This window comes from Brevibacillus sp. HD3.3A (assembly GCF_013284375.2).
Classification (GTDB): domain Bacteria; phylum Bacillota; class Bacilli; order Brevibacillales; family Brevibacillaceae; genus Brevibacillus; species Brevibacillus parabrevis.
In genome coordinates, this window is sequence record NZ_CP085874.1 from 2131821 (window position 1) to 2151264 (window position 19444).

17 protein-coding genes and 1 riboswitch are annotated in these 19444 nt (G+C 53.1%); of the genes, 15 read left to right on the top strand and 2 right to left on the bottom strand.

Features of this window, described 5'->3' with window-relative positions; genetic code table 11:
- Positions 1-123: 123 nt before the first annotated feature.
- From HP435_RS10440 to HP435_RS10470, 7 genes are all read left to right on the top strand, one after another.
- A complete protein-coding gene (locus tag HP435_RS10440; RefSeq protein ID WP_338076128.1) occupies positions 124-1215 on the top strand; it encodes a M24 family metallopeptidase in 1092 nt (363 codons plus the stop codon).
- A 17-nt stretch (positions 1216-1232) separates the two neighbouring features.
- Positions 1233-1443: riboswitch (cobalamin riboswitch) on the top strand.
- A gap of 298 nt (positions 1444-1741) precedes the next feature.
- On the top strand, positions 1742-2779 hold the full coding sequence (locus HP435_RS10445; protein ID WP_173598589.1) for an ABC transporter substrate-binding protein: 1038 nt from the start codon (positions 1742-1744) through the stop codon (positions 2777-2779).
- A gap of 47 nt (positions 2780-2826) precedes the next feature.
- Positions 2827-3864 carry a FecCD family ABC transporter permease gene (locus tag HP435_RS10450; RefSeq protein ID WP_063231372.1) on the top strand — a complete coding sequence of 346 codons (1038 nt, stop codon included), beginning with the start codon at positions 2827-2829 and terminating at the stop codon, positions 3862-3864.
- Entirely contained in the window at positions 3861-4667 is an 807-nt protein-coding gene (locus tag HP435_RS10455) for a heme ABC transporter ATP-binding protein (protein WP_173598588.1), read from the top strand. Before HP435_RS10450 ends, HP435_RS10455 begins: the two co-directional genes overlap by 4 nt.
- On the top strand, positions 4664-5674 hold the full coding sequence (locus HP435_RS10460; protein WP_173598587.1) for a methyltransferase domain-containing protein: 1011 nt from the start codon (positions 4664-4666) through the stop codon (positions 5672-5674). Before HP435_RS10455 ends, HP435_RS10460 begins: the two co-directional genes overlap by 4 nt.
- Before the next feature lie 58 nt (positions 5675-5732).
- The gene (locus tag HP435_RS10465; protein WP_173598586.1) at positions 5733-6281 is read left to right on the top strand and encodes a sigma-70 family RNA polymerase sigma factor; all 549 of its coding nucleotides are present in this window, start codon (positions 5733-5735) and stop codon (positions 6279-6281) included.
- Positions 6251-7237 (top strand): hypothetical protein, encoded by a 987-nt coding sequence (locus HP435_RS10470; RefSeq protein WP_173598585.1) that lies wholly within the window; start codon positions 6251-6253, stop codon positions 7235-7237. Before HP435_RS10465 ends, HP435_RS10470 begins: the two co-directional genes overlap by 31 nt.
- A gap of 81 nt (positions 7238-7318) precedes the next feature.
- Here the strand turns inward: HP435_RS10470 and HP435_RS10475 are convergent, their stop codons facing one another.
- Both HP435_RS10475 and HP435_RS10480 read right to left on the bottom strand, forming a co-directional pair.
- Complete coding sequence (locus tag HP435_RS10475) at positions 7319-8191, bottom strand: GNAT family N-acetyltransferase (protein WP_122964109.1); 873 nt, start codon at positions 8189-8191, stop codon at positions 7319-7321.
- Between the two features lie 6 nt (positions 8192-8197).
- Positions 8198-8674, bottom strand: coding sequence for an HIT family protein (locus HP435_RS10480; protein ID WP_122964108.1), 477 nt, complete (start codon positions 8672-8674; stop codon positions 8198-8200).
- 189 nt (positions 8675-8863) lie between these two features.
- Between HP435_RS10480 and lepA the strand changes: the two genes are divergently transcribed.
- From lepA to HP435_RS10520, 8 genes are all read left to right on the top strand, one after another.
- Positions 8864-10681 (top strand): translation elongation factor 4, encoded by a 1818-nt coding sequence (lepA, locus tag HP435_RS10485; RefSeq protein WP_063231378.1) that lies wholly within the window; start codon positions 8864-8866, stop codon positions 10679-10681.
- A gap of 833 nt (positions 10682-11514) precedes the next feature.
- The gene (gene hemW / locus HP435_RS10490; protein WP_173597413.1) at positions 11515-12657 is read left to right on the top strand and encodes a radical SAM family heme chaperone HemW; all 1143 of its coding nucleotides are present in this window, start codon (positions 11515-11517) and stop codon (positions 12655-12657) included.
- Positions 12658-12854: 197 nt separating this feature from the next.
- Positions 12855-13880 carry a heat-inducible transcriptional repressor HrcA gene (gene hrcA, locus HP435_RS10495; protein ID WP_063231382.1) on the top strand — a complete coding sequence of 342 codons (1026 nt, stop codon included), beginning with the start codon at positions 12855-12857 and terminating at the stop codon, positions 13878-13880.
- Between the two features lie 76 nt (positions 13881-13956).
- The gene (grpE, locus tag HP435_RS10500; protein WP_229049944.1) at positions 13957-14484 is read left to right on the top strand and encodes a nucleotide exchange factor GrpE; all 528 of its coding nucleotides are present in this window, start codon (positions 13957-13959) and stop codon (positions 14482-14484) included.
- 52 nt (positions 14485-14536) lie between these two features.
- Positions 14537-16366 carry a molecular chaperone DnaK gene (gene dnaK, locus HP435_RS10505; RefSeq protein WP_122964105.1) on the top strand — a complete coding sequence of 610 codons (1830 nt, stop codon included), beginning with the start codon at positions 14537-14539 and terminating at the stop codon, positions 16364-16366.
- Between the two features lie 155 nt (positions 16367-16521).
- Entirely contained in the window at positions 16522-17649 is a 1128-nt protein-coding gene (gene dnaJ / locus HP435_RS10510; RefSeq protein ID WP_122964104.1) for a molecular chaperone DnaJ, read from the top strand.
- Between the two features lie 71 nt (positions 17650-17720).
- Complete coding sequence (gene prmA, locus HP435_RS10515; protein WP_122964103.1) at positions 17721-18662, top strand: 50S ribosomal protein L11 methyltransferase; 942 nt, start codon at positions 17721-17723, stop codon at positions 18660-18662.
- Positions 18663-18680: 18 nt separating this feature from the next.
- Positions 18681-19439 (top strand): 16S rRNA (uracil(1498)-N(3))-methyltransferase, encoded by a 759-nt coding sequence (locus HP435_RS10520; protein ID WP_063231386.1) that lies wholly within the window; start codon positions 18681-18683, stop codon positions 19437-19439.
- Positions 19440-19444: the final 5 nt, after the last annotated feature.

Here is a 19444-nt window from a genome sequence, read left to right on the forward strand (position 1 = left end):
GCTTATTTTCTTTGGGCATATGCTGGAGGATTCATGAGAGAATTTTCCGCTTCTCTCTTCTTTTTTAGGCAGGAAAATGGTATTCTCAGGGGTAGAATATTGTCGAAAGAGAAGGTGACGCAGTTGTTCCAGGAGCGTATTTCGAAGCTGCACGATTTTTTGGCAAACCATGAGTTAGACGCGGTATTGATCACTTCTCCCAAGCATGTTTACTATTTGACCGGGTTTTTTACTGATCCGCACGAGCGTTTTATGGGGCTGATCATTCCGGCCCAAGGCGAGCCTTCGCTGATTGTGCCTGCCCTTGATCGGGAAGCGGCGGCGGCAGCATCGTTTGTTCAGACGATTCTTACACATACGGATACGGACAATCCGTACGAGATTCTCAAGCAGGCGTTGCCAGCGGGCTTGTCCAAGCTGGGCATCGAGAAAAGCCACATGACCGTAGAGCGCTTCGAAGCCATGGGACAAGCCGTCGGTGCGCAGAGCTACACCGATGTGGAAGAACCGCTTCGTGAAATGCGCCTGATCAAATCGGCAGATGAAGTTGCCCGTTTGAAAAATGCGGTTCAACTGATCGAAGATACGCTTGGCGAGACGTTGAAAAAATTCAAAGTCGGTCAGACCGAAATGGAGATTGTCGCGGAACTGGAATTTCAGATGAAGCGTCTGGGAGCAGATGGCCCATCCTTTTCCACGATGGTACTGGCAGGCGAAAAATCGGCATTGCCGCATGGAACGCCAGGGTCGCGCCAGGTGCAGGAAGGCGATTTGCTGCTGTTTGACATCGGCGTAGCAGCTGATGGTTACGTTTCCGATATTACCCGCACGTTTGCCGTCGGGGAAGTCAGCGAACAACTGCGCGAAATTTACGAGACAGTGCTTGCGGCGAATGAGGCGGCGATTGCAGAGGTTCGTCCAGGCGTGACTTTTGCCCATCTCGACAAGACCGCTCGCGACTTGATTGCGGCGCGGGGCTATGGCGAATACTTCATGCACCGACTGGGACACGGTTTGGGCATGGATGTGCACGAATACCCGTCCGTACATGGTCAAAATCAGGAAACGCTTCGCCCAGGCATGGTGTTCACCATCGAGCCAGGCGTTTACGTACCGGGAGTAGGCGGCGTGCGCATTGAAGACGATGTGCTCGTAACCGAATCAGGCGTGGAAGTATTGAGCAAGTTCCCGAAACAATTGACTGTGATTGGCTAACGATCACGAAACACACAATTTCATATGAATCTGATGGTGCTGGCTGGAATTGTTTGGTTCCGCCAGCTTAATAGGGAAGTCCGGTGAAAATCCGGCGCGGTCCCGCCACTGTAAACGAGGAGTGCCTAGTACGCAGCAACCACTGTTTTTCGCGAGACGAAAAATGGGAAGGGAACTAGGCATGTTGATTCGTGAGCCAGGAGACCTGCCATGAGATCATTTGCAATCGACCCACGAGGATGGGACAGATGTAGAAGCAATCTTTAGAAAAGGCGCTCCACAAACGCTGGATCTATAGATATGTCTGCGTATGTCGAGCACCTCCCGATTGGAAAACTGGGGGGTGCTTTTTTCTATGGGTATCATCGTGGCAGCAACACGTGGAGAGGGGGAGATGCCATTTCCTGTATTGCCAAACGGAGCGGCTTTCCGTATAGTGTAGATGTAATTCGTAATAATTACGATTTACATATCAATTGTTTTCATCGCACAGAGAACATGAAAAGAAGAGAGGGTAACAAAACAAATGAATAAAACACCTAAGAAAAAGAAAGCCTTGCAAGGATTTTGGTTCGCGTCTGTGACTGCAATCATGCTGCTCATGTCTGCGTGTGGTTCCGCAACACCGGCAGCCCCTGAACAAGCTGCTACCAAGCCAGGCTCGGAGCAAGCTGCTCAGCCAGCCGCTGGCGAAAACAAGCCAGTGACAATCGTCAACAACGGCATCGAAATGACTTATCCGGAAGCACCAAAACGCGCTGTCACCATGAACCAGCACGTGACGGAAATTATGCTCGCTCTCGGTCTGGCTGACAAAATGGCCGGGACTGCGTATTTGGACGATCAAATTTTGCCTGAGTTGAAAGCTGACTACGACAGAGTGCCTGTGCTGTCCGACAAGTACCCGACGAAAGAAGTGCTGATGGCTGCCAACCCTGACTTTGTGTATGCAGGCTGGAAAAGCGCCTTTGGCGATAAAGGTGTAGGCTCGATGGAGGAGTTGGAGAAAGCAGGGGTCAAATCGTACCTGCAAGAGTCTTCCAACAAGCCGGGCCCGACTATTGACGACGTATTCGCTGACATTGCAAACATCGGCCGCATTTTCCGCGTGGAAGACAAGGCGAACGAACTGATTGGCAAAATGAAAGCGGAAATGGAACAAACGACAAGCAAAATCGGTACCGTGGACAAGCCGCTCAGCGTGTTTGTGTACGATAGCGGAGAAGATCAGCCGTTCACAGCTGCAAACAACTACATGACTGCCCTGATCAAGGCGGCAGGCGGCAAAAACGTGTTTGACGACATTCAAAAAGGCTGGGCAACGGTGAGCTGGGAAGAAGTCGTGAACCGCAAGCCTGACGTTATCGTTGTCGTGGATTACGGCGACAAAACGATTGATCAGAAGAAAGAGTTTTTGCTCGCCAAAAAGGAACTGGCTGACTTGCCAGCGATTCAAAACAAACGTTTGATTGTATTGCCACTGTCCGCAGCTTCCGAAGGGGTACGCGCACCGATCGCGCTGAAAATCCTCGGCGAAGGACTGTACCCGGATAAATTCAAATAAAGAACGGCTGCTTAATTAAGGAGGGAACGGCCCTGCATAAGATCAAGATGCCCTTCATCATCGTTGCCCTGCTGATCGGGTTGCTCGTCTCGATTACGTTTGCGGTAACACTCGGCTCGGTGGAAATCAAACCAGCGACAGTATGGAAAATTGCCTTATCGAATCTTCCGCTGACCAATCAGTGGATCGAAGTGGATTGGTCAAAAGGAGAGCAGACAATTATCTGGGATATTCGGTTTCCCCGTGTCCTGTTGGGGGCAGTTGTCGGGGCTGGTCTATCTGTTGTGGGGGTTGCGATTCAGTCTCTCGTTCGCAACTCCCTGGCAGATCCGTACATATTAGGCGTTTCCTCGGGAGCATCGGCTGGAGCGACTTTGGTGATTTTGTTCGGAGCATTCAGCATGTACGGACAATTCGCCCTGTCGTTTGGCGCTTTCACAGGGGCGCTTGTCTCGATCCTGCTTATTTTTACTTTGTCGCGAATCGGCGGGCAAAACTCGACCGTACGCTTGCTCATGGCGGGGATTGCCATTTCTGCGATTTTGTCGGCGATTACCAGTTTGATCATTTTTTCTGCGCCAAACGAACACGGCATCCGCTCCGTGTTGTTCTGGATGAGCGGCAGTCTCGCGGGCGGCAAGTGGGAGTATTTGACCATCCCGACATTGATCGTGGTCATTTGTCTGATCGTGCTGCTGGCGCAGTATCGTTCGTTGAATGCGATGCTGATGGGCGAGGAGTCTGCCGGGACGCTTGGGGTCAACACGGTGCAATTTCGCAAGCTGCTGTTGGTCATTACGGCCCTGCTCACGGGAGTCATCGTCTCGATCAGCGGAGCGATCGGATTTGTCGGTTTGATGATGCCGCATATCGTGCGGGTTATCGTCGGTTCCGATCACCGACGCGTCTTGCCCGTCAGCGCCTTGCTGGGAGCGATTTTTCTGATCTGGGCGGACGTGATTGCCCGGCTTGCTTTTGCCCCGGAGGAGCTTCCTATCGGGATCATCACGGCGTTGTGCGGAGGCCCGTTCTTTATTTGGCTGATGCTGCGCAGTTCTTATTCTTTCGGAGGTAGCGGACGATGAATCTGAATGTGGAGAACATTACAGTCGGGCTGGAAAACAAAACGATTTTGCACAACATCAGTCTGACGGTCCGCTCCGGTGAGTTCGTCGGGCTGATCGGGCCGAATGGCAGCGGGAAGTCGACTTTGCTCAAAAGCATTTATCGCGTGCTGAAGCCGTACAGCGGATTGATTTCGCTCGACGATGACAACGTGTACCAGCTGTCTGCCCGGCAAAATGCACAGCGCATGGCGGTGGTTCGTCAGGAAAGCTCGGTCGAATTTGACTTTACGGTCATGGAGATCGTCATGATGGGCCGCTCACCGCATAAGCGGCTGTTTCAAACGGATACGACAGCCGACAGCCGCATTTGCGAGGAGTCGCTGGAACGAGTGGGGATGCAGGCTTACGCCGAGCGCAGCTTTTTTTCCTTGTCCGGCGGGGAAAAGCAGCGCGTCTTGATTGCCAGGGCGCTGGTGCAGCAAGCGGAGTTTCTCGTTCTCGACGAGCCGACCAACCATCTGGATGTCCGGTATCAGCTGCAAGTCATGGATTTGGTCAAAACACTCGGAATTACCGTGTTTTCATCGCTGCACGATCTCAACATCGCCGCGATGTACTGTGATCGGCTGTACGTCATCCGCGACGGTGAGCTGGTCGCTTCCGGCACCCCTGATGAGGTTTTGGAACCCGGCTTGATTCGGGATGTGTTCGGGGTAGAAACGGAAGTAATCACTCATCCGCGCACAGGGAAAAAACACGTCTATTTCTTTTCCGAAGCATTGCGCAACGAGCAATCTCGACAGGAGGTCAAAGCGTTATGAGTGTTTACAGCTGCCAAGTATGCAAATTTCGATATGATGAATGGTTAGGCGATACGAAAAATGGCGTCCCACCGGGGGTGCCTTTTTCACATTTGGCAGGCTCCGTCTGTACGACGTGCGGCATGCAGGGAGAAGGGCGGCATCTGCCTCTGCCTGAAGCCAAATACATCGGGCTGGAAGCCACTTACTACGATCAGTTCGCGGGCAAGGCGGGGATCGCCTTTTATCGCAACTGGCTCATGCAGGAAGCGCAGCTCGCTCCCGTGTCTGTGCTGGAGCTTGGGGTAGGCACGGGGCGGATCGCGATTGAGCTGGCGCGGTGTGGGTTGTCCGTCTGCGGCGTGGACAACAGTCCGGACATGCTGGAGATGGCGACGAAAAAGAAACGGCGCATGCTGAAAGACCAGGAGGATTTGCTCGTGCTCGTGGAGCAAGATGTACGCGAATTGCAGCTCGATTCCACCTTCACGCACATACTGCTTCCGGAAGGCATCTTTCAGCAGGCGACCTGTAGAGCGGAGCAGCGACAGTTCCTTGCGGTGATCGGACAGCATTTGACCGCGAACGGGACGGTTGCGATTGACTTGCTGCTTCCGCCGGTCAACAGCAAATGGTCCGTCATGCAGCGCAAATTCGTTTTCCCTGACCGGATGGTTTACCAAAAGGTGGAGGGAGAAACGCTTTTGGCCGAGCAAAAATTTCGTTACATGCTGACGTACGAGACGTTTTTGGAGCAGATGGAACAGCCGCGCTACAGGGTGGAGCGGGAGCTGGCGCTGTTGTTGCCGGGAGAGCTGCATCTGCTTTTGGAAGCGGCGGGATACGAGATCGTGCAAAGCATGGAAAATGTCGTCTGCCACCACAGCGAGCTGCCAGAACAAACCGAAGAATACGAGGCGGATCGCTGGCAGCACGGGGGCTATCCGTTTGCGGAGCCGCCGGGTGCACCGGGAGCCGCGACGCGCTGGACGATCATTGCCAAAAAAATTTCTGCCCTTTCGCTGTAACAAAATCCGGACGGTTGCATCTAACCAGTAAAGGATTTGCGGGAAGGAGGTCGCGCCCTTGGATAAATTGCAGCCGACTGTCGAAGCTGCCTTTGAACAAATCATGCAAGACTACGGGACGCGGATTCTTCGCCTTGTCACTTTTCTGGTCAAGGATCACAGTTTGGCAGAGGACATTACCCAAGACGTGTTTGTGAAGGCGTACCAGCATCTTCCGCGTTTTCGCGGGGAGAGCAGCGTTCATACATGGCTATACCGGATCGCCGTCAATGAATGCAAAGGCTATTTGCGGTCGTGGTCATTCCGCCATATCCTCCCTCGCTCCTGGATCAGAAAAGATGGCGAGCTGTCCACCGAAAGCCTCGTGCTGCATCAGGAGCAGCGGAATCAGCTCGTGGCTGAGGTGTTGCAGCTTGCGCCCTTGTATCGTCAGGTGATCGTCCTGCATTACTACGCAGATTTGTCGATCAAAGAGGTAGCTGACGTCCTTCGCATATCCGAAGGGACCGCGAGAACCCGTCTGCACAGGGCGAGGCAACAGCTGAAGCAGAGTCTTGGGGAAGGGAGCGAGTGGGAATGGACGACAACCGATGGATCGCAAATTTGAAGGACAGGGCCGATCAAACCGTTTTGCGCGACGTCCACTTTACGGAAGCGATGAAAAACGGCGTGCGCGAGCGGATCAGGCAAAAAGACAGACTGCCGATTGTCTGGAAAAGGTTTGCGCTGCCCGTGGCGGGCTTGCTGCTGGTCGTTTGGCTATGGTCGTCCTTTTCGCTGAGTGGGCCGACTAGCCAAGGGGAGCGCGCAGGGAAGCCTGTGCCTGAACTATTGCCCGGCGGCCAATTGACCTCACCCGACTTGTGGAAGCCGATGCCGCAGCACTCAGCCACTTACCTGGAGCAAACTTTTTCGTACATTGGTGAAAAGCCTGTGCGGGCGGTGACCGATCCCAATGAGCTGTACGAAGGGCAGACGCAACGCTTCATCTGGCTGTTGAACGGCAGCGGATTGTCACAGGTAGAGATCGTCGCCTACAGGACGGATGGGAAACGGGTAGAGCTTGGCAGCTACCAGGTGATGGGGCCGCTGCACGACGCGACCGGACATGTTCCAACCGGGATTGCCTTGCCCGATCCGGGCGTGTGGAAGCTGCAAGTTTTGGCTCAGGGAAAACATGTGGGGCAAGTTTTTGTCGAGGTGAAAAAGGGGATATCGCCAGCCAATCGCGATCTGGTGGAACCAATTATCCGCAACTATTTGGAGACAGAAGGCAAGCAGCTGGGCATAATGGCGGCGGACAGGCAAGTTACTCTGGAACTGCTCGGCGTGGATGCGCCGGATGCAGAGCGCCGGACAGTCTACGCCTGGGTGAACGTGTTGAGCAAAAATCCGCTGCACTCTTCTGGCGTCAGTGCCCCGATGGTTTTTCACATCGTTTACGACGGGCAAAAGTACCGTGTGCAAAATATGCAGATGCCTGAGGACGGTAACCGATACATGAGCAGCTTGCAAAAGCTTTTTCCGCCAAAAGTGCTGGAACAGCTTGAGAACAACCGGTAAGCCGATGTCTTTTCTTGCAAAGAAGCGGACCATGCCCGAACAGGAGCAGGTCCGCTTTTTCGATGGCACGCGCGAAGACGGCTAGCCGTAAATTTGCGCCCCGATGGCGAAGTAGCTGCCGTTGCGCTGGGGCAAGCTTTTGGCATTTGCGACCATGACAGGTGGCCGCGACGCCTTTTGAAAACCGTTTTGCTCCAAAAAGGCCAGGAATGCTTCCGGTCCATCCGGTACGTCGATTCGCACCTGTCCGTCGTGGTTTTGGATCAGTGCACAGAGCAGCTGGATTGCCATGTCCGCGTCCCGGGCGACAATCGGCCCGGCGATCAAGTTGATCGGGCCTTGGACAGCAAAGCCGTAGCCGACAACGGTGCCATTAGCATCTTTGGCAACCAGACAACGAGCCGCCTGGGCTTTGCGCATTTGCACAAAAAGCGAGCGGCGGCTGCCAAGCGCTCCCTGATCGAGTTCAACCACGCGTTCCAAATCCGTCTCTTCCTCTTCCATAGAAGCGATGTGATAAGGCACGGCTTTTGCGGCAGGGGGGACGACAGGTGTATCGCCACGGCGCAAAAACTTGTGGATGTGGGTAGCTGTCACAAAACCGAGTCGCTGGTAGAGCGGTTCTCCATCGGGCGTGGCGATCAGCATGATGGCCGTATCGCCGGAAACAGCCTTCATACAGGCTTCCATCAGGTCGCGCCCGTACCCTAGCCCGCGGCATGAGGAGTGGACGATAACCATGCCGATCGTAGCCAGCCCTTCTTCATATTCAATAATGGCCGCAGAAGAAACGATCCTGTCACTGTCATCTTTGTGTCCGAATACCGTACCAATAGACAGAATCGTGCGAATTTCCGCTTCATCATAGTCCCAGCCTACTGAGTCAGAGAGGGCGATCAGATCGGGAATGTCAGCGGCAGACAAAGTATGCAGGCGATGGGTCGTGCTTTTCACGTGGGATCAGTCTCCGTTTCGTTCAGGAAGCTCCGTCTGCTTCCCGTTTTTAACCGCTTCCGCTAACAGTGTACGTGTTTGGGCCAGACGCGTTCCGGCTCCATGCTCCTGCCGCGGCTCGCTCCAGGCGAAACCGTCGTCGGGAAAGCGCGGGATGACGTGCAGATGAAAGTGGGTCAGATCGTTAAAAGCGCCGCCATTTTGACAGAGCGTAATTCCGGCAGGCTTGTACACACTTGCAATGGTTTGAGACATGAGGGTCGCCGCTTCCGTCACTTTTTGCATGGTCACTGCATCCAAATCTGTCCATTCAACGAGATGCCGCTTGGGCAAAATCAGCATGTGGCCCTCGGAAAAAGGATCGATATCCAAGAGGCAGGTCACCCAATCGTTCTCATAGACGACATGGGCAGGCTCTGCGGATAAGGCCAGTCGGCAGCCAAGGCAATCGAAACGCTCCGCTTGTTGAAGCTCTGTTCGCATGCCAGTCTCCTTTTTTTAAGACCACTTTATCATAAAGAAAGTTTTGGCGGGAGCAAAAAACGTGGCAAGTGCCGTATTCTCTTTGGTTGCTCTTTGTATCAAGCGTTTGTTATAATTACCGTTAGTGTATTTTTGCGAGGCGCAATCTGTACGTTTGAATGGATTCGCGTGGGAGGGAACGAACAACACATGGATCGCCGTGAAAGACAAAAGAGGATTCGAAATTTTTCCATCATCGCCCACATTGACCATGGAAAGTCGACGCTGGCAGACCGGATTTTGGAGCTGACAGGAGCGCTTACCGCACGTGAGATGGAAGCCCAGTTTCTGGATACGATGGAGCTGGAAAAAGAGCGCGGGATTACAATCAAGCTGAATGCCGTGCGTTTGAACTATAAAGCAGATGACGGAGAGGACTACATTCTCCACCTGATCGACACACCTGGACACGTAGACTTTACGTACGAAGTATCCCGCAGTTTGGCGGCCTGTGAAGGAGCCATTCTCGTCGTGGACGCCGCCCAGGGGATCGAAGCCCAGACGCTTGCCAACGTCTATTTGGCGCTGGACAGCAATCTGGAGATCATTCCGGTTATCAACAAAATCGACTTGCCGAGCGCAGAGCCTGAGCGCGTGAAGCAAGAGGTGGAGGACGTGATCGGGCTGGATGCCAGCGAAGCGGTACTCACCTCTGCCAAAGCGGGAATCGGGATCAAGGAAGTGCTGGAAGCGGTCGTGCAAAAAGTTCCGGCTCCAGAAGGAGATCCGGATGCGCCGCTGCAAGCTTTGATTTTCGACTCGTACTTTGATGCGTACCGCGGCGTTATCGCTTCGATTCGCGTCATCAACGGTACGCTGAAAAAAGGCATGAAGATCAAAATGATGGCGACAGGCAAGTCCTTCGAGGTAACGGAAATCGGGACGTCCACGCCGCGCCAGACACAAGTGGAAGAATTGACAGTCGGAGACGTAGGATACGTAGCCGCTTCGATCAAAACAGTAGGCGACACAAGCGTCGGGGATACGATCACAGATGCTGCCCGTCCTGCTGCTGAACCGTTGCCGGGCTACCGCAAGATCAACCCGATGGTTTTCTGCGGTCTGTACCCGATCGAGACAAACGAGTACAACGATCTGCGCGAAGCACTCGAAAAGCTCCAGCTGAACGACGCATCGCTGCAATTCGAGCCGGAGACATCGCAAGCGCTCGGCTTCGGGTTCCGTTGCGGTTTCCTGGGCCTTCTGCACATGGAGATCATCCAGGAGCGCATCGAGCGCGAATTTAACATCAACCTGATCACGACTGCACCGAGCGTAATTTACCGCATCACGCGGACGAATGGCGAAGTGTTCGAGATCGACAACCCGTCCAAAATGCCGGAAGCGCAAAAGATCGAAATGATCGAGGAGCCTTACGTGCTGGCGACGATTATGGTGCCAAAAGAATACGTCGGGGACGTTATGCAGCTTTGCCAAGGCAAGCGCGGGGAGTTTCTCGACATGCAGTACATGGGCGAAAATCGCGTGCAACTGAAATACGACATGCCGCTCTCCGAGATCGTCTACGACTTCTTCGACATGTTGAAGTCGGGTACGCGCGGATATGCGTCCTTCGACTACGAGCTGGCAGGCTACAAGCCGTCCAAGCTCGTGAAGATGGACATTCTCCTGAACAGCGAGATGGTCGACGCCCTGTCGTTTATCGTGCACAAAGATACCGCTTATGCGCGCGGAAAAGTCATTTGCGAAAAGCTGAAGGAACTGATTCCGCGTCAGCAGTTCGAGGTGCCGATCCAGGCGACAATCGGGCACAAGGTCGTTGCCCGCGAGACGATCAGCGCGCTGCGCAAAAACGTTCTTGCCAAATGTTACGGCGGGGACATCTCGCGGAAACGCAAGCTGCTCGAAAAGCAAAAAGAAGGAAAGAAGCGCATGAAGTCCGTCGGTTCCGTAGAGGTTCCACAAGAAGCGTTTATGGCTGTATTGCGCATGGATGAGAAGAAGTAAGAGCTTGAGCGAATGAAGCAAAGATGTTCGCAGCATCTTTGGTCATGCTCTCGATAAAAGGTGGACATAGCGACCTTCTGTGATGGTTGCTATGTCCCTTTTTTTAGTAACCCGCTTGTGCCAGTTCACTTTACAGCAAACTTTTTCATGAAAACATACAAAAAAGCCGCCCGGGTGAGCGACTTGATCGTTTGCGCTTCGCTTGACTAGCGTGGATCATAGCAAAAGTGGGTAGGGCATCCGTAATTGCCTGCAAAAGCACTCGTAGACAGAGACAGAACGATAAACAGAGCAAAGCCAATCGCGATCACTTTTTTCATAGCATCCACCTCCTTGCTTGAGGTATTTATGTAAAAATTATAACTTATTTCTAATTTCTGTAAATATCAATCGGACTGTTTCTAGCATTCATCCGTGGAAAGAGGAAATCCAAGGGGAGAGCAGGCTGTGGAAAAGCCCCAGACAATCATCCGTGGCTTTTTACTATTGGATGGCTGCCTTCTTAATAAGAGAATAAGAGAATAAGAGATTCGTTACCCGCCGTGTACCTGCGCTCTTGAGGGACACACAACACGTTTGACTAGAGTCGAAAAAATACATTATGATAATTTAGCCCTTACAAATGCTTGCAAGACCAACAGTCCAAGGCGAAACATCGTTTCAAACAACAACTGGATACGTTAGGTCTGCAAGAAACGTTTATGTCTGCACCACGCATGGATGATAAAAAGTAGGCCTGACCTCGTGTCAGGTCTTTTCCATTCGCCCGCTGGAACGGAGCGTAACGAAGACAGGCATTCGCCTGTATTTTGAACAAAAGGAGGGGAAGAGATATGACGCCGCAATCGGTTTACATCCACATTCCCTTTTGTACGAATAAATGCTATTACTGCGATTTCAACTCGTTCGTGACAAACAACCCGCAATTGATCTGGGATTACCTGGACGCTTTGGATAAAGAAATGGAGCTGACGTTTCGCGAGCGACCTGTGCAGGAGGTCAAAACGATCTTTGTCGGCGGCGGCACCCCTACGTTCCTCGATCATGCCCAAATGCGAGCGTTTTTGCAGATGGTCCAAAATCACCTGGGCAAGCATTGGGCAGCGGATATCGAGTTTTCCATGGAAGCGAATCCCGGTACGACAGATAGCGAAAAGCTGCGCATCATGCATGAGCTTGGCGTCAACAGGCTGAGCTTCGGCGTGCAGTCGTTTGACAACGCGCTTTTGAAACGGCTGGGACGGATTCACGACCGCGACGATGTGTACCGCAGCATCGAGAATGCGAAAGCAGCAGGATTCGCTAACATCAGCATCGACTTGATGTTCGGCTTGCCGGATCAAACGATGGAGATTTTCCGCCAGACGCTGGAGAAAGCGTTCGAGCTGGGCACGAAGCACTTTTCCGCATACAGTCTCAAGGTCGAGGAAAATACGCTATTTCACACGCTCTATCAAAAGGATCAGCTTCCGCTCCCGTCCGAGGAGGCAGAGCTTGCGATGTACATGGTGCTGATTGAAGAGATGGAACGCCGCGGCTATCAGCAGTACGAGATCAGCAATTTCGCCAAGCCGGGCTTTGAGAGCAAACATAATAAAACGTATTGGCTCAATCGTGAATACTATGGTTTGGGTGCAGGCGCCCACGGCTACGTTTGCGGCGAGAGGCATGTCAACGCCGGACCGCTTGCGATCTATTTGCAAAAATGCAAAGAAGGTTTGCCGCGGGTGGAACAGTTTGCCGTTCCGCAGGAAGATGCGATGGAAGAACAGATGATTTTGGGGCTGCGCCTGCGGGAAGGAGTCGATCTCGCCCAGTTCGCATCGCGCTTTGGCGTATCTGCGCACGAAGTTTTTGGGACGATAATAAAAGAAGAGATTGCCAAAGGCATGCTGGAAGAGCAAAACGGCTGTCTCAAGCTGACCAAGCGGGGGCTTCCGCTCGGAAATGAGGTATTTGCCCGTTTTCTCCGCTAACAAGCGGGAGCAGTTGGCGAAATATGTGAGATTTTGACGGCGGATATCGTGGAAGTCCGTTGACAAATCCTTCTTCTATTGATACCTTAGTAAATAGATTTAGCACTCGTTAGGTATGAGTGCTAACAAAACCGCTCCGACATTGCGGGCGATACCTTTTTTCACTTTTATGCTCAACGGGGAGGCGAGCGACATCCATGTTATCTGACCGTCAACAACTGATTTTGAATGCGATTGTCGATAATTACATTCATTCTGCCGAACCGGTTGGTTCCCGAACCATTTCCAAACGCGAGGACATCGGATTTTCTTCGGCAACCATCCGTAACGAGATGTCCGATCTGGAAGAGTTGGGATACCTGGAGCAGCCTCATACGTCGGCCGGGCGAGTTCCTTCTACAAAAGGGTACCGTTTTTACGTCGACAACCTGATTCAGCCGCAGCTCTTGAACGAGGCCGAATTGGGCAAACTGAAGCAGTTGTTTGCCGAGCGTATTCTGCACTCCGAACAGGTCGTGGAATACACCGCTCAAATTCTTTCCCAGTTGACGAATTACACGGCAATTGTCCTGGGACCGGAAATTTTTGAGCATCGGTTAAAACATATTCAAATCGTTCCTCTGAACGAGACACAGGCGGTGGCGATTGTCGTCACCCATACCGGACGAGTAGAGAACAAGCTGATCGACCTTCCCGAAGGCATCGGCGCAAGCGAAATCGAGCGCCTAGTCAACTTGTTGAATGCCAAACTGACCGACGTGCCGCTGTGGCAACTGAGACAGCGGGTCTATCAGGAAATATCGGGCGAGATGCGCCGCTATGCGGAGCAGTACGAAGAGATGCTGAAAGTTCTCGACAAGTCGCTGACACAAGAAGAGGAACGTGTATACTTACGCGGTGCCACCAAAATCATGAATCAGCCGGAATTCCGCGACGTAGACAAGGTCAAGGATATTTTGGAACTGCTGGAGCAAAACGATCAACTGCTGCATTTGATCGGGATGCCGGGAGATGGACTGACGGTGCGCATCGGCCAGGAAAACCAGCTGGACGCGATCAAGCAATGCAGTATTATTACGACATCCTACTCGCTTGGAGGCAAGCCCGTGGGAATGGTGGGAATACTTGGCCCGACGCGAATGGAATACGGAAAAGTCATTACCGTACTCAATTATTTGGCAGAAGGCTTATCGCGGATGCTGACTTCGCAGTTTGAGAAATAAATGGAGGAAGGCTCCCTGACGAGAAGGCAAGTCAGGCAAGAGCCCCCAGGAGGTATCGACGTTGAGCGAGGAAAAAATGACCAAAGACCCGGCTGCTGAAGACGAGCAAGTAAATGAGGCAGTCGACGCGCAAGACGCGGGCGAAGTGAACTGGGAGCAGGAAGCGGCCCAGTGGAAGGCGCAGGCAGAGGAGCATCAAAACCGCATGCTGCGGGCCATGGCTGACATGGATAACCTCAGACGCCGTGTGCGCAAGGAGCAGGAAGACCTGGCGAAGTACGCTTCCCTGAAAATCGTGGAAGAGCTTTTGCCGGTACTCGACAATTTCGAGCGGGCATTGGCTGCTGACAAGGAATCGATGACGGTCGAGTCGCTTTTGACAGGCGTCAACATGGTGTACCGCCAGATGGTGCAAGTTTTCGAAAAAGAAGGCTTGACTCCGATCGAGGCAAAAGGCGCTCCGTTCGATCCGCATGTACACCAGGCTGTCATGCAGACGCAAGACCCTGAATTTGATTCGGGCGTCGTCGTAGCAGAATTGCAAAAAGGATATATGTTCAAAGACCGCGTCGTTCGTCCGGCGATGGTGCAAGTGAACGAATAAATCGAGATTCCATCATTCATTCAGATGAGAAAGTGTTAGGAGGACATATTGTATGAGTCGCGTAATCGGTATTGACCTTGGAACAACCAACTCTTGCGTAGCAGTAATGGAAGGCGGCGAGCCAGTCGTTATTGCCAACGCAGAAGGAAACCGCACCACTCCTTCCGTCGTCGCTTTCAAAAACGGCGAGCGCATCGTAGGGGAAGCGGCAAAACGTCAGGCGATCACCAACCCTGACAACACGGTTATCTCCATCAAGCGTCACATGGGTACTTCCCACAAGGAAACACTGGAAGGAAATCCATACACACCTGAGCAAATCTCTGCCATGATCCTGCAAAAGCTGAAAGCAGATGCAGAAGCTTACCTGGGCCAGCCAGTAACACAAGCTGTTATTACCGTTCCAGCTTACTTCAATGACTCCCAACGCCAAGCGACTAAAGACGCTGGTAAAATCGCGGGTCTGGAAGTTTTGCGTATCGTGAACGAACCAACCGCAGCAGCACTTGCATACGGTATGGAAAAGACAGAAGATCAAACCGTTCTCGTATTCGACCTCGGCGGCGGTACGTTTGACGTCTCCATCCTGGAGCTTTCCGACGGTTTCTTCGAAGTAAAGGCGACTTCCGGCGACAACAAGCTCGGTGGAGACGACTTCGACGATGTGATCATGAACTACCTCGTGAGCGAGTTCAAAAAAGAGCACGGCATTGACCTGTCCAAAGACCGCATGGCACAGCAACGTTTGAAAGACGCGGCTGAAAAAGCGAAAAAAGACCTCTCCGGCGTACTGACTACGACTATCTCGCTGCCGTTTATCACAGCAGATGCTTCCGGTCCAAAACACTTGGAGATGAACCTGACTCGCGCCAAATTCGAAGAGCTTTCCGCTGAACTGGTTGAGCGTACGATGGGCCCAACTCGCCAAGCGCTGAAAGACGCAGGCTTGACTCCTAGCGAAATCGACCGCGTAATCCTCGTGGGTGGTTCCACACGGATTCCGGCTGTACAAGAAGCGATCAAGAAATTTACTGGAAAAGAGCCGCACAAAGGCGTGAATCCAGACGAAGTAGTAGCACTGGGCGCTGCCGTGCAAGCAGGGGTACTGACTGGTGACGTGAAAGACGTCGTACTGCTCGACGTTACTCCGCTGTCGCTCGGTATCGAAACATTGGGCGGCGTGTTCACCAAGCTGATCGACCGCAACACGACAATCCCGACCAGCAAATCCCAAGTGTTCTCTACAGCTGCCGACAACCAGACTTCTGTAGAAATCCACGTTCTCCAGGGCGAACGCCAAATGGCGGGCGACAACAAAACATTGGGCCGCTTCACGCTGTCCGACATTCCGCCAGCGCCGCGCGGTATCCCGCAAATCGAAGTTTCCTTCGACATCGACGCCAACGGTATCGTGAACGTGCGTGCAAAAGACCTGGGTACAGGAAAAGAGCAACGCATCACCATCACGTCCAACTCCGGTTTGTCTGACGATGAAATCGACCGCATGGTAAAAGAAGCCGAGCTGAATGCGGAAGAAGACAAAAAGCGCAAAGAGCAAGTAGAAATCCGCAACGAAGCAGACCAACTCGTGTTCACTACCGAGAAAACACTGAAAGAAGTGGAAGGCAAGGTAGACCAAGCGGAAATCGATCGCGCCAACGCTGCGAAAGACAAAGTGAAAAAAGCGCTGGAAGGCGGCAACATCGAGGAAATCAAAGCGGCAAAAGACGAACTGTCCGAGATCATCCAACAAATTTCCGTGAAGCTCTATGAGCAAGCTGCACAAGCGCAGCAAAATGCTGGGGGCGCAGCAGAAGGCCAAGAACCGAAGAAGGACAATGTCGTTGATGCTGACTATGAAGTGGTAGACGATAAAAAGTAATCACGACGAAAGCATCAGGGGAGAGCTTTTCTCCCCTCGCTCTTTCGCGATGTGACCCCATGAAAGTCAAAGTCACGCAAAAGCTGACTTTGACTTTTTTTCAGGTCTGTCACATGCTATGATAACAGTTGACTGTCATGGGAGTGATTTAGGAGATGAAACGCGATTACTACGAGGTTCTGGGAGTAGCCAAGGAAGCCGACGCGGACGAAATCAAGAAAGCGTACCGGAAGCTTGCTCGCCAGTACCATCCGGATGTAAATAAAGACGCTGATGCGGAAGAAAAGTTCAAGGAAGTCAAGGAAGCTTACGATGTCCTGTCTGAGCCGCAAAAGCGCGCGCAATACGACCGTTTCGGTCATCAGGACCCGAATCAGGGCTTTGGCGGCGGCGGTTTTGATACGTCGGGCATGGGCGGCTTCGGAGACATTTTTGACATGTTCTTCGGTGGTGGCGGCAGACGCGCGAATCCGAACGCGCCGCGCAAAGGGGCCGATCTGCAATTTGGCCTGAGCATCGATTTTATCGACGCGATTTTCGGAAAAGAAACCGACGTGGAAATCCCGAAAGAGGCAGAGTGCGATACGTGCCTCGGCTCTGGTGCCAAGCCGGGAACAGGCGTCGAAACGTGCAAAACTTGTAGCGGTACCGGTCAGCAGGAAGTGGCAGCCAACACGCCGTTCGGCCGAATCGTCAACCGACGGGTCTGCTCCACTTGCGAAGGCAAAGGGAAAGTGTTCAAGGAAAAATGCTCCTCGTGCCGAGGTAGCGGACGTGTCAAGGTACGCCGCAAAATTCACCTCAACATCCCGGCTGGTGTGGATGACGGTGCGCAATTGCGCGTCTCCGGCGAAGGCGAGCCAGGTGCCAACGGCGGACCAGCAGGCGATCTGTACGTTGTGCTGCGCGTGAAAAGCCACGAGTTTTTCGAGCGCGAAGGCAACGACATTTACTGTGAAGTACCGCTTACGTATGCACAGGCGGCGCTCGGCGATGAAATCGAGGTTCCGACGGTCGATGGCCGCGTGAAGCTGAAGATTCCGGCAGGCACACAGACCGAGACGTTTTTCCGCTTGCGTGGAAAAGGCGTGCCGCACTTGCGCGGCAACGGTCGCGGCGATCAGCATGTAAAAGTGCGCGTCATTACGCCGACGAAGCTGAGCGACAAGCAAAAAGAGCTGCTGCGCGAGCTGGCAGAGCTGTCTGGCGAGAAGCCGGGCCAGCACGGAACGGAAGACGAAGGCTTTTTTGAAAAAATGAAACGGGCATTCCGCGGCGAGTAATCGGTCGCGGTTTTGTCCGCTTGCAGGTTGACAAGTCCATCAGGAAAGCAAAAGTGGGGAGTGGTAGATTCGTGAAATGGTCAGAAATCAGTATCCATACAACAGCGGAGGCTACGGAGGCGGTGTCCAGCCTTCTCTATGAAATGGGTGCCAACGGCGTCGTCATCGAAGACCCGGAGGTGCTCTATCGCGAGTGGGATACCCCCTTTGGCGAAATCTACCAGCTCTCTCCTGACGATTTTCCGGCCGAGGGCGTATTCGTCAAAGCGTACCTGCCCGTTGACAGCAGCGAGCTGATCGATGTCGTAGAAGAATTGAAAGAACAGCTGGCGCAGTTGACCGAGTACGGTCTGGACATCGGCAAGGCTGCGATTGCCGTAAACGATGTTCACGAAGACGAATGGGCCCACGCCTGGAAAAAGTATTACAAGCCGGTTCACGTCTCCGACAACATGACGATCAAGCCGGTTTGGGAAGAGTATGAGCCGCGTCATCCGGGAGAGATCATCATCGAGATGGACCCGGGAATGGCTTTTGGCACGGGAACGCATCCGACCACGATTCTCTGTCTGCGCGCGCTGGAGAAGCATTTGGCCAAAGGCGATCGCGTGTACGATGTGGGAACAGGCACGGCGATTTTGAGCATTGCCGCCATCAAGCTGGGCGCAAAAGAAGTGCTCGCGATGGATTTGGACGAGGTGGCAGTCCGCTCCGCACAGGCGAACACCGAGCTGAACGGCGTGCATGAGCATATCGTCGTCAGACAAAACAACTTGCTGGATGGCATCGAGGAGCAAGTCGAAGTGATCGTCGCCAATATTTTGGCGGAAGTCATTTTGCGCTTTACAGACGATGTGTTCCGCTTGCTTCTGCCAGGCGGCACCTTCATCGCATCCGGCATTATTGCGGCGCGGGAAGCGGATGTGAAAGCCGCTCTGGTCGCTTCCGGGCTTGAGATCGTGGAAACGATTTTCATCGATGACTGGGTAGCAATTACCGCAAAAAAACGATAGAATAGTGAGGTTGGCGAGATGCAACGATATTTTGTCGAGCCACATCTCTTTCATGAGCATGAGCTAACGATTATCGGAGACGATGTTCATCATATCGTAAACGTGATGCGAGCGCGGGCAGGCGATGAAATTCTCGTCTCGGACGGAGCAGGGAGATCGGCGCGAGCCAAGCTCGTCAGCCTTTCTGCCAAGGAAGTCCAGGCAGAGGTGATCGAGATGCTCCAGGAAGAGCGTGAGCTGCCGATCCGCGTGACCATTGGGCAAGGAATGCCAAAAGGCGAAAAGATGGAGTGGATCTTGCAAAAGGGGACGGAACTCGGAGCGTACTCCTTTTTTCCGTTTTCTTCCGAGAGAACCATCGTCAAACTGGACGCTAAAAAAGAGGCGAAAAAGCTGGAGCGCTGGCGCAAAATCGTCAAGGAGGCTGCCGAGCAGTCGCACCGGGCCGTTTTGCCTGAGCTGCTTGCCCCTGTCTCGTTTCGCGAGGCGCTTGCGGCAGGTCAAGCCTATACGCAGCTGGCTATTGCCTATGAAAAGGAAGGAAGCACGACTGTTCATGAAGTGCTGGAACAGATGGCAAGTGGAGACTCCCTGCTCGTTCTGATTGGGCCTGAAGGGGGCTTCACCCCGGAAGAAGTGGCGCAAGCAGAGAGCAAGGGATTTTTGCCTGTTTCGCTCGGGCCGCGTATTTTGCGCACCGAAACGGCCAGCCAGTATGTACTTGCCGCGGCTTCCTATCAGTTTGAACGAAAAGCTTCCATACATCGCAAAGGATAAGCGCA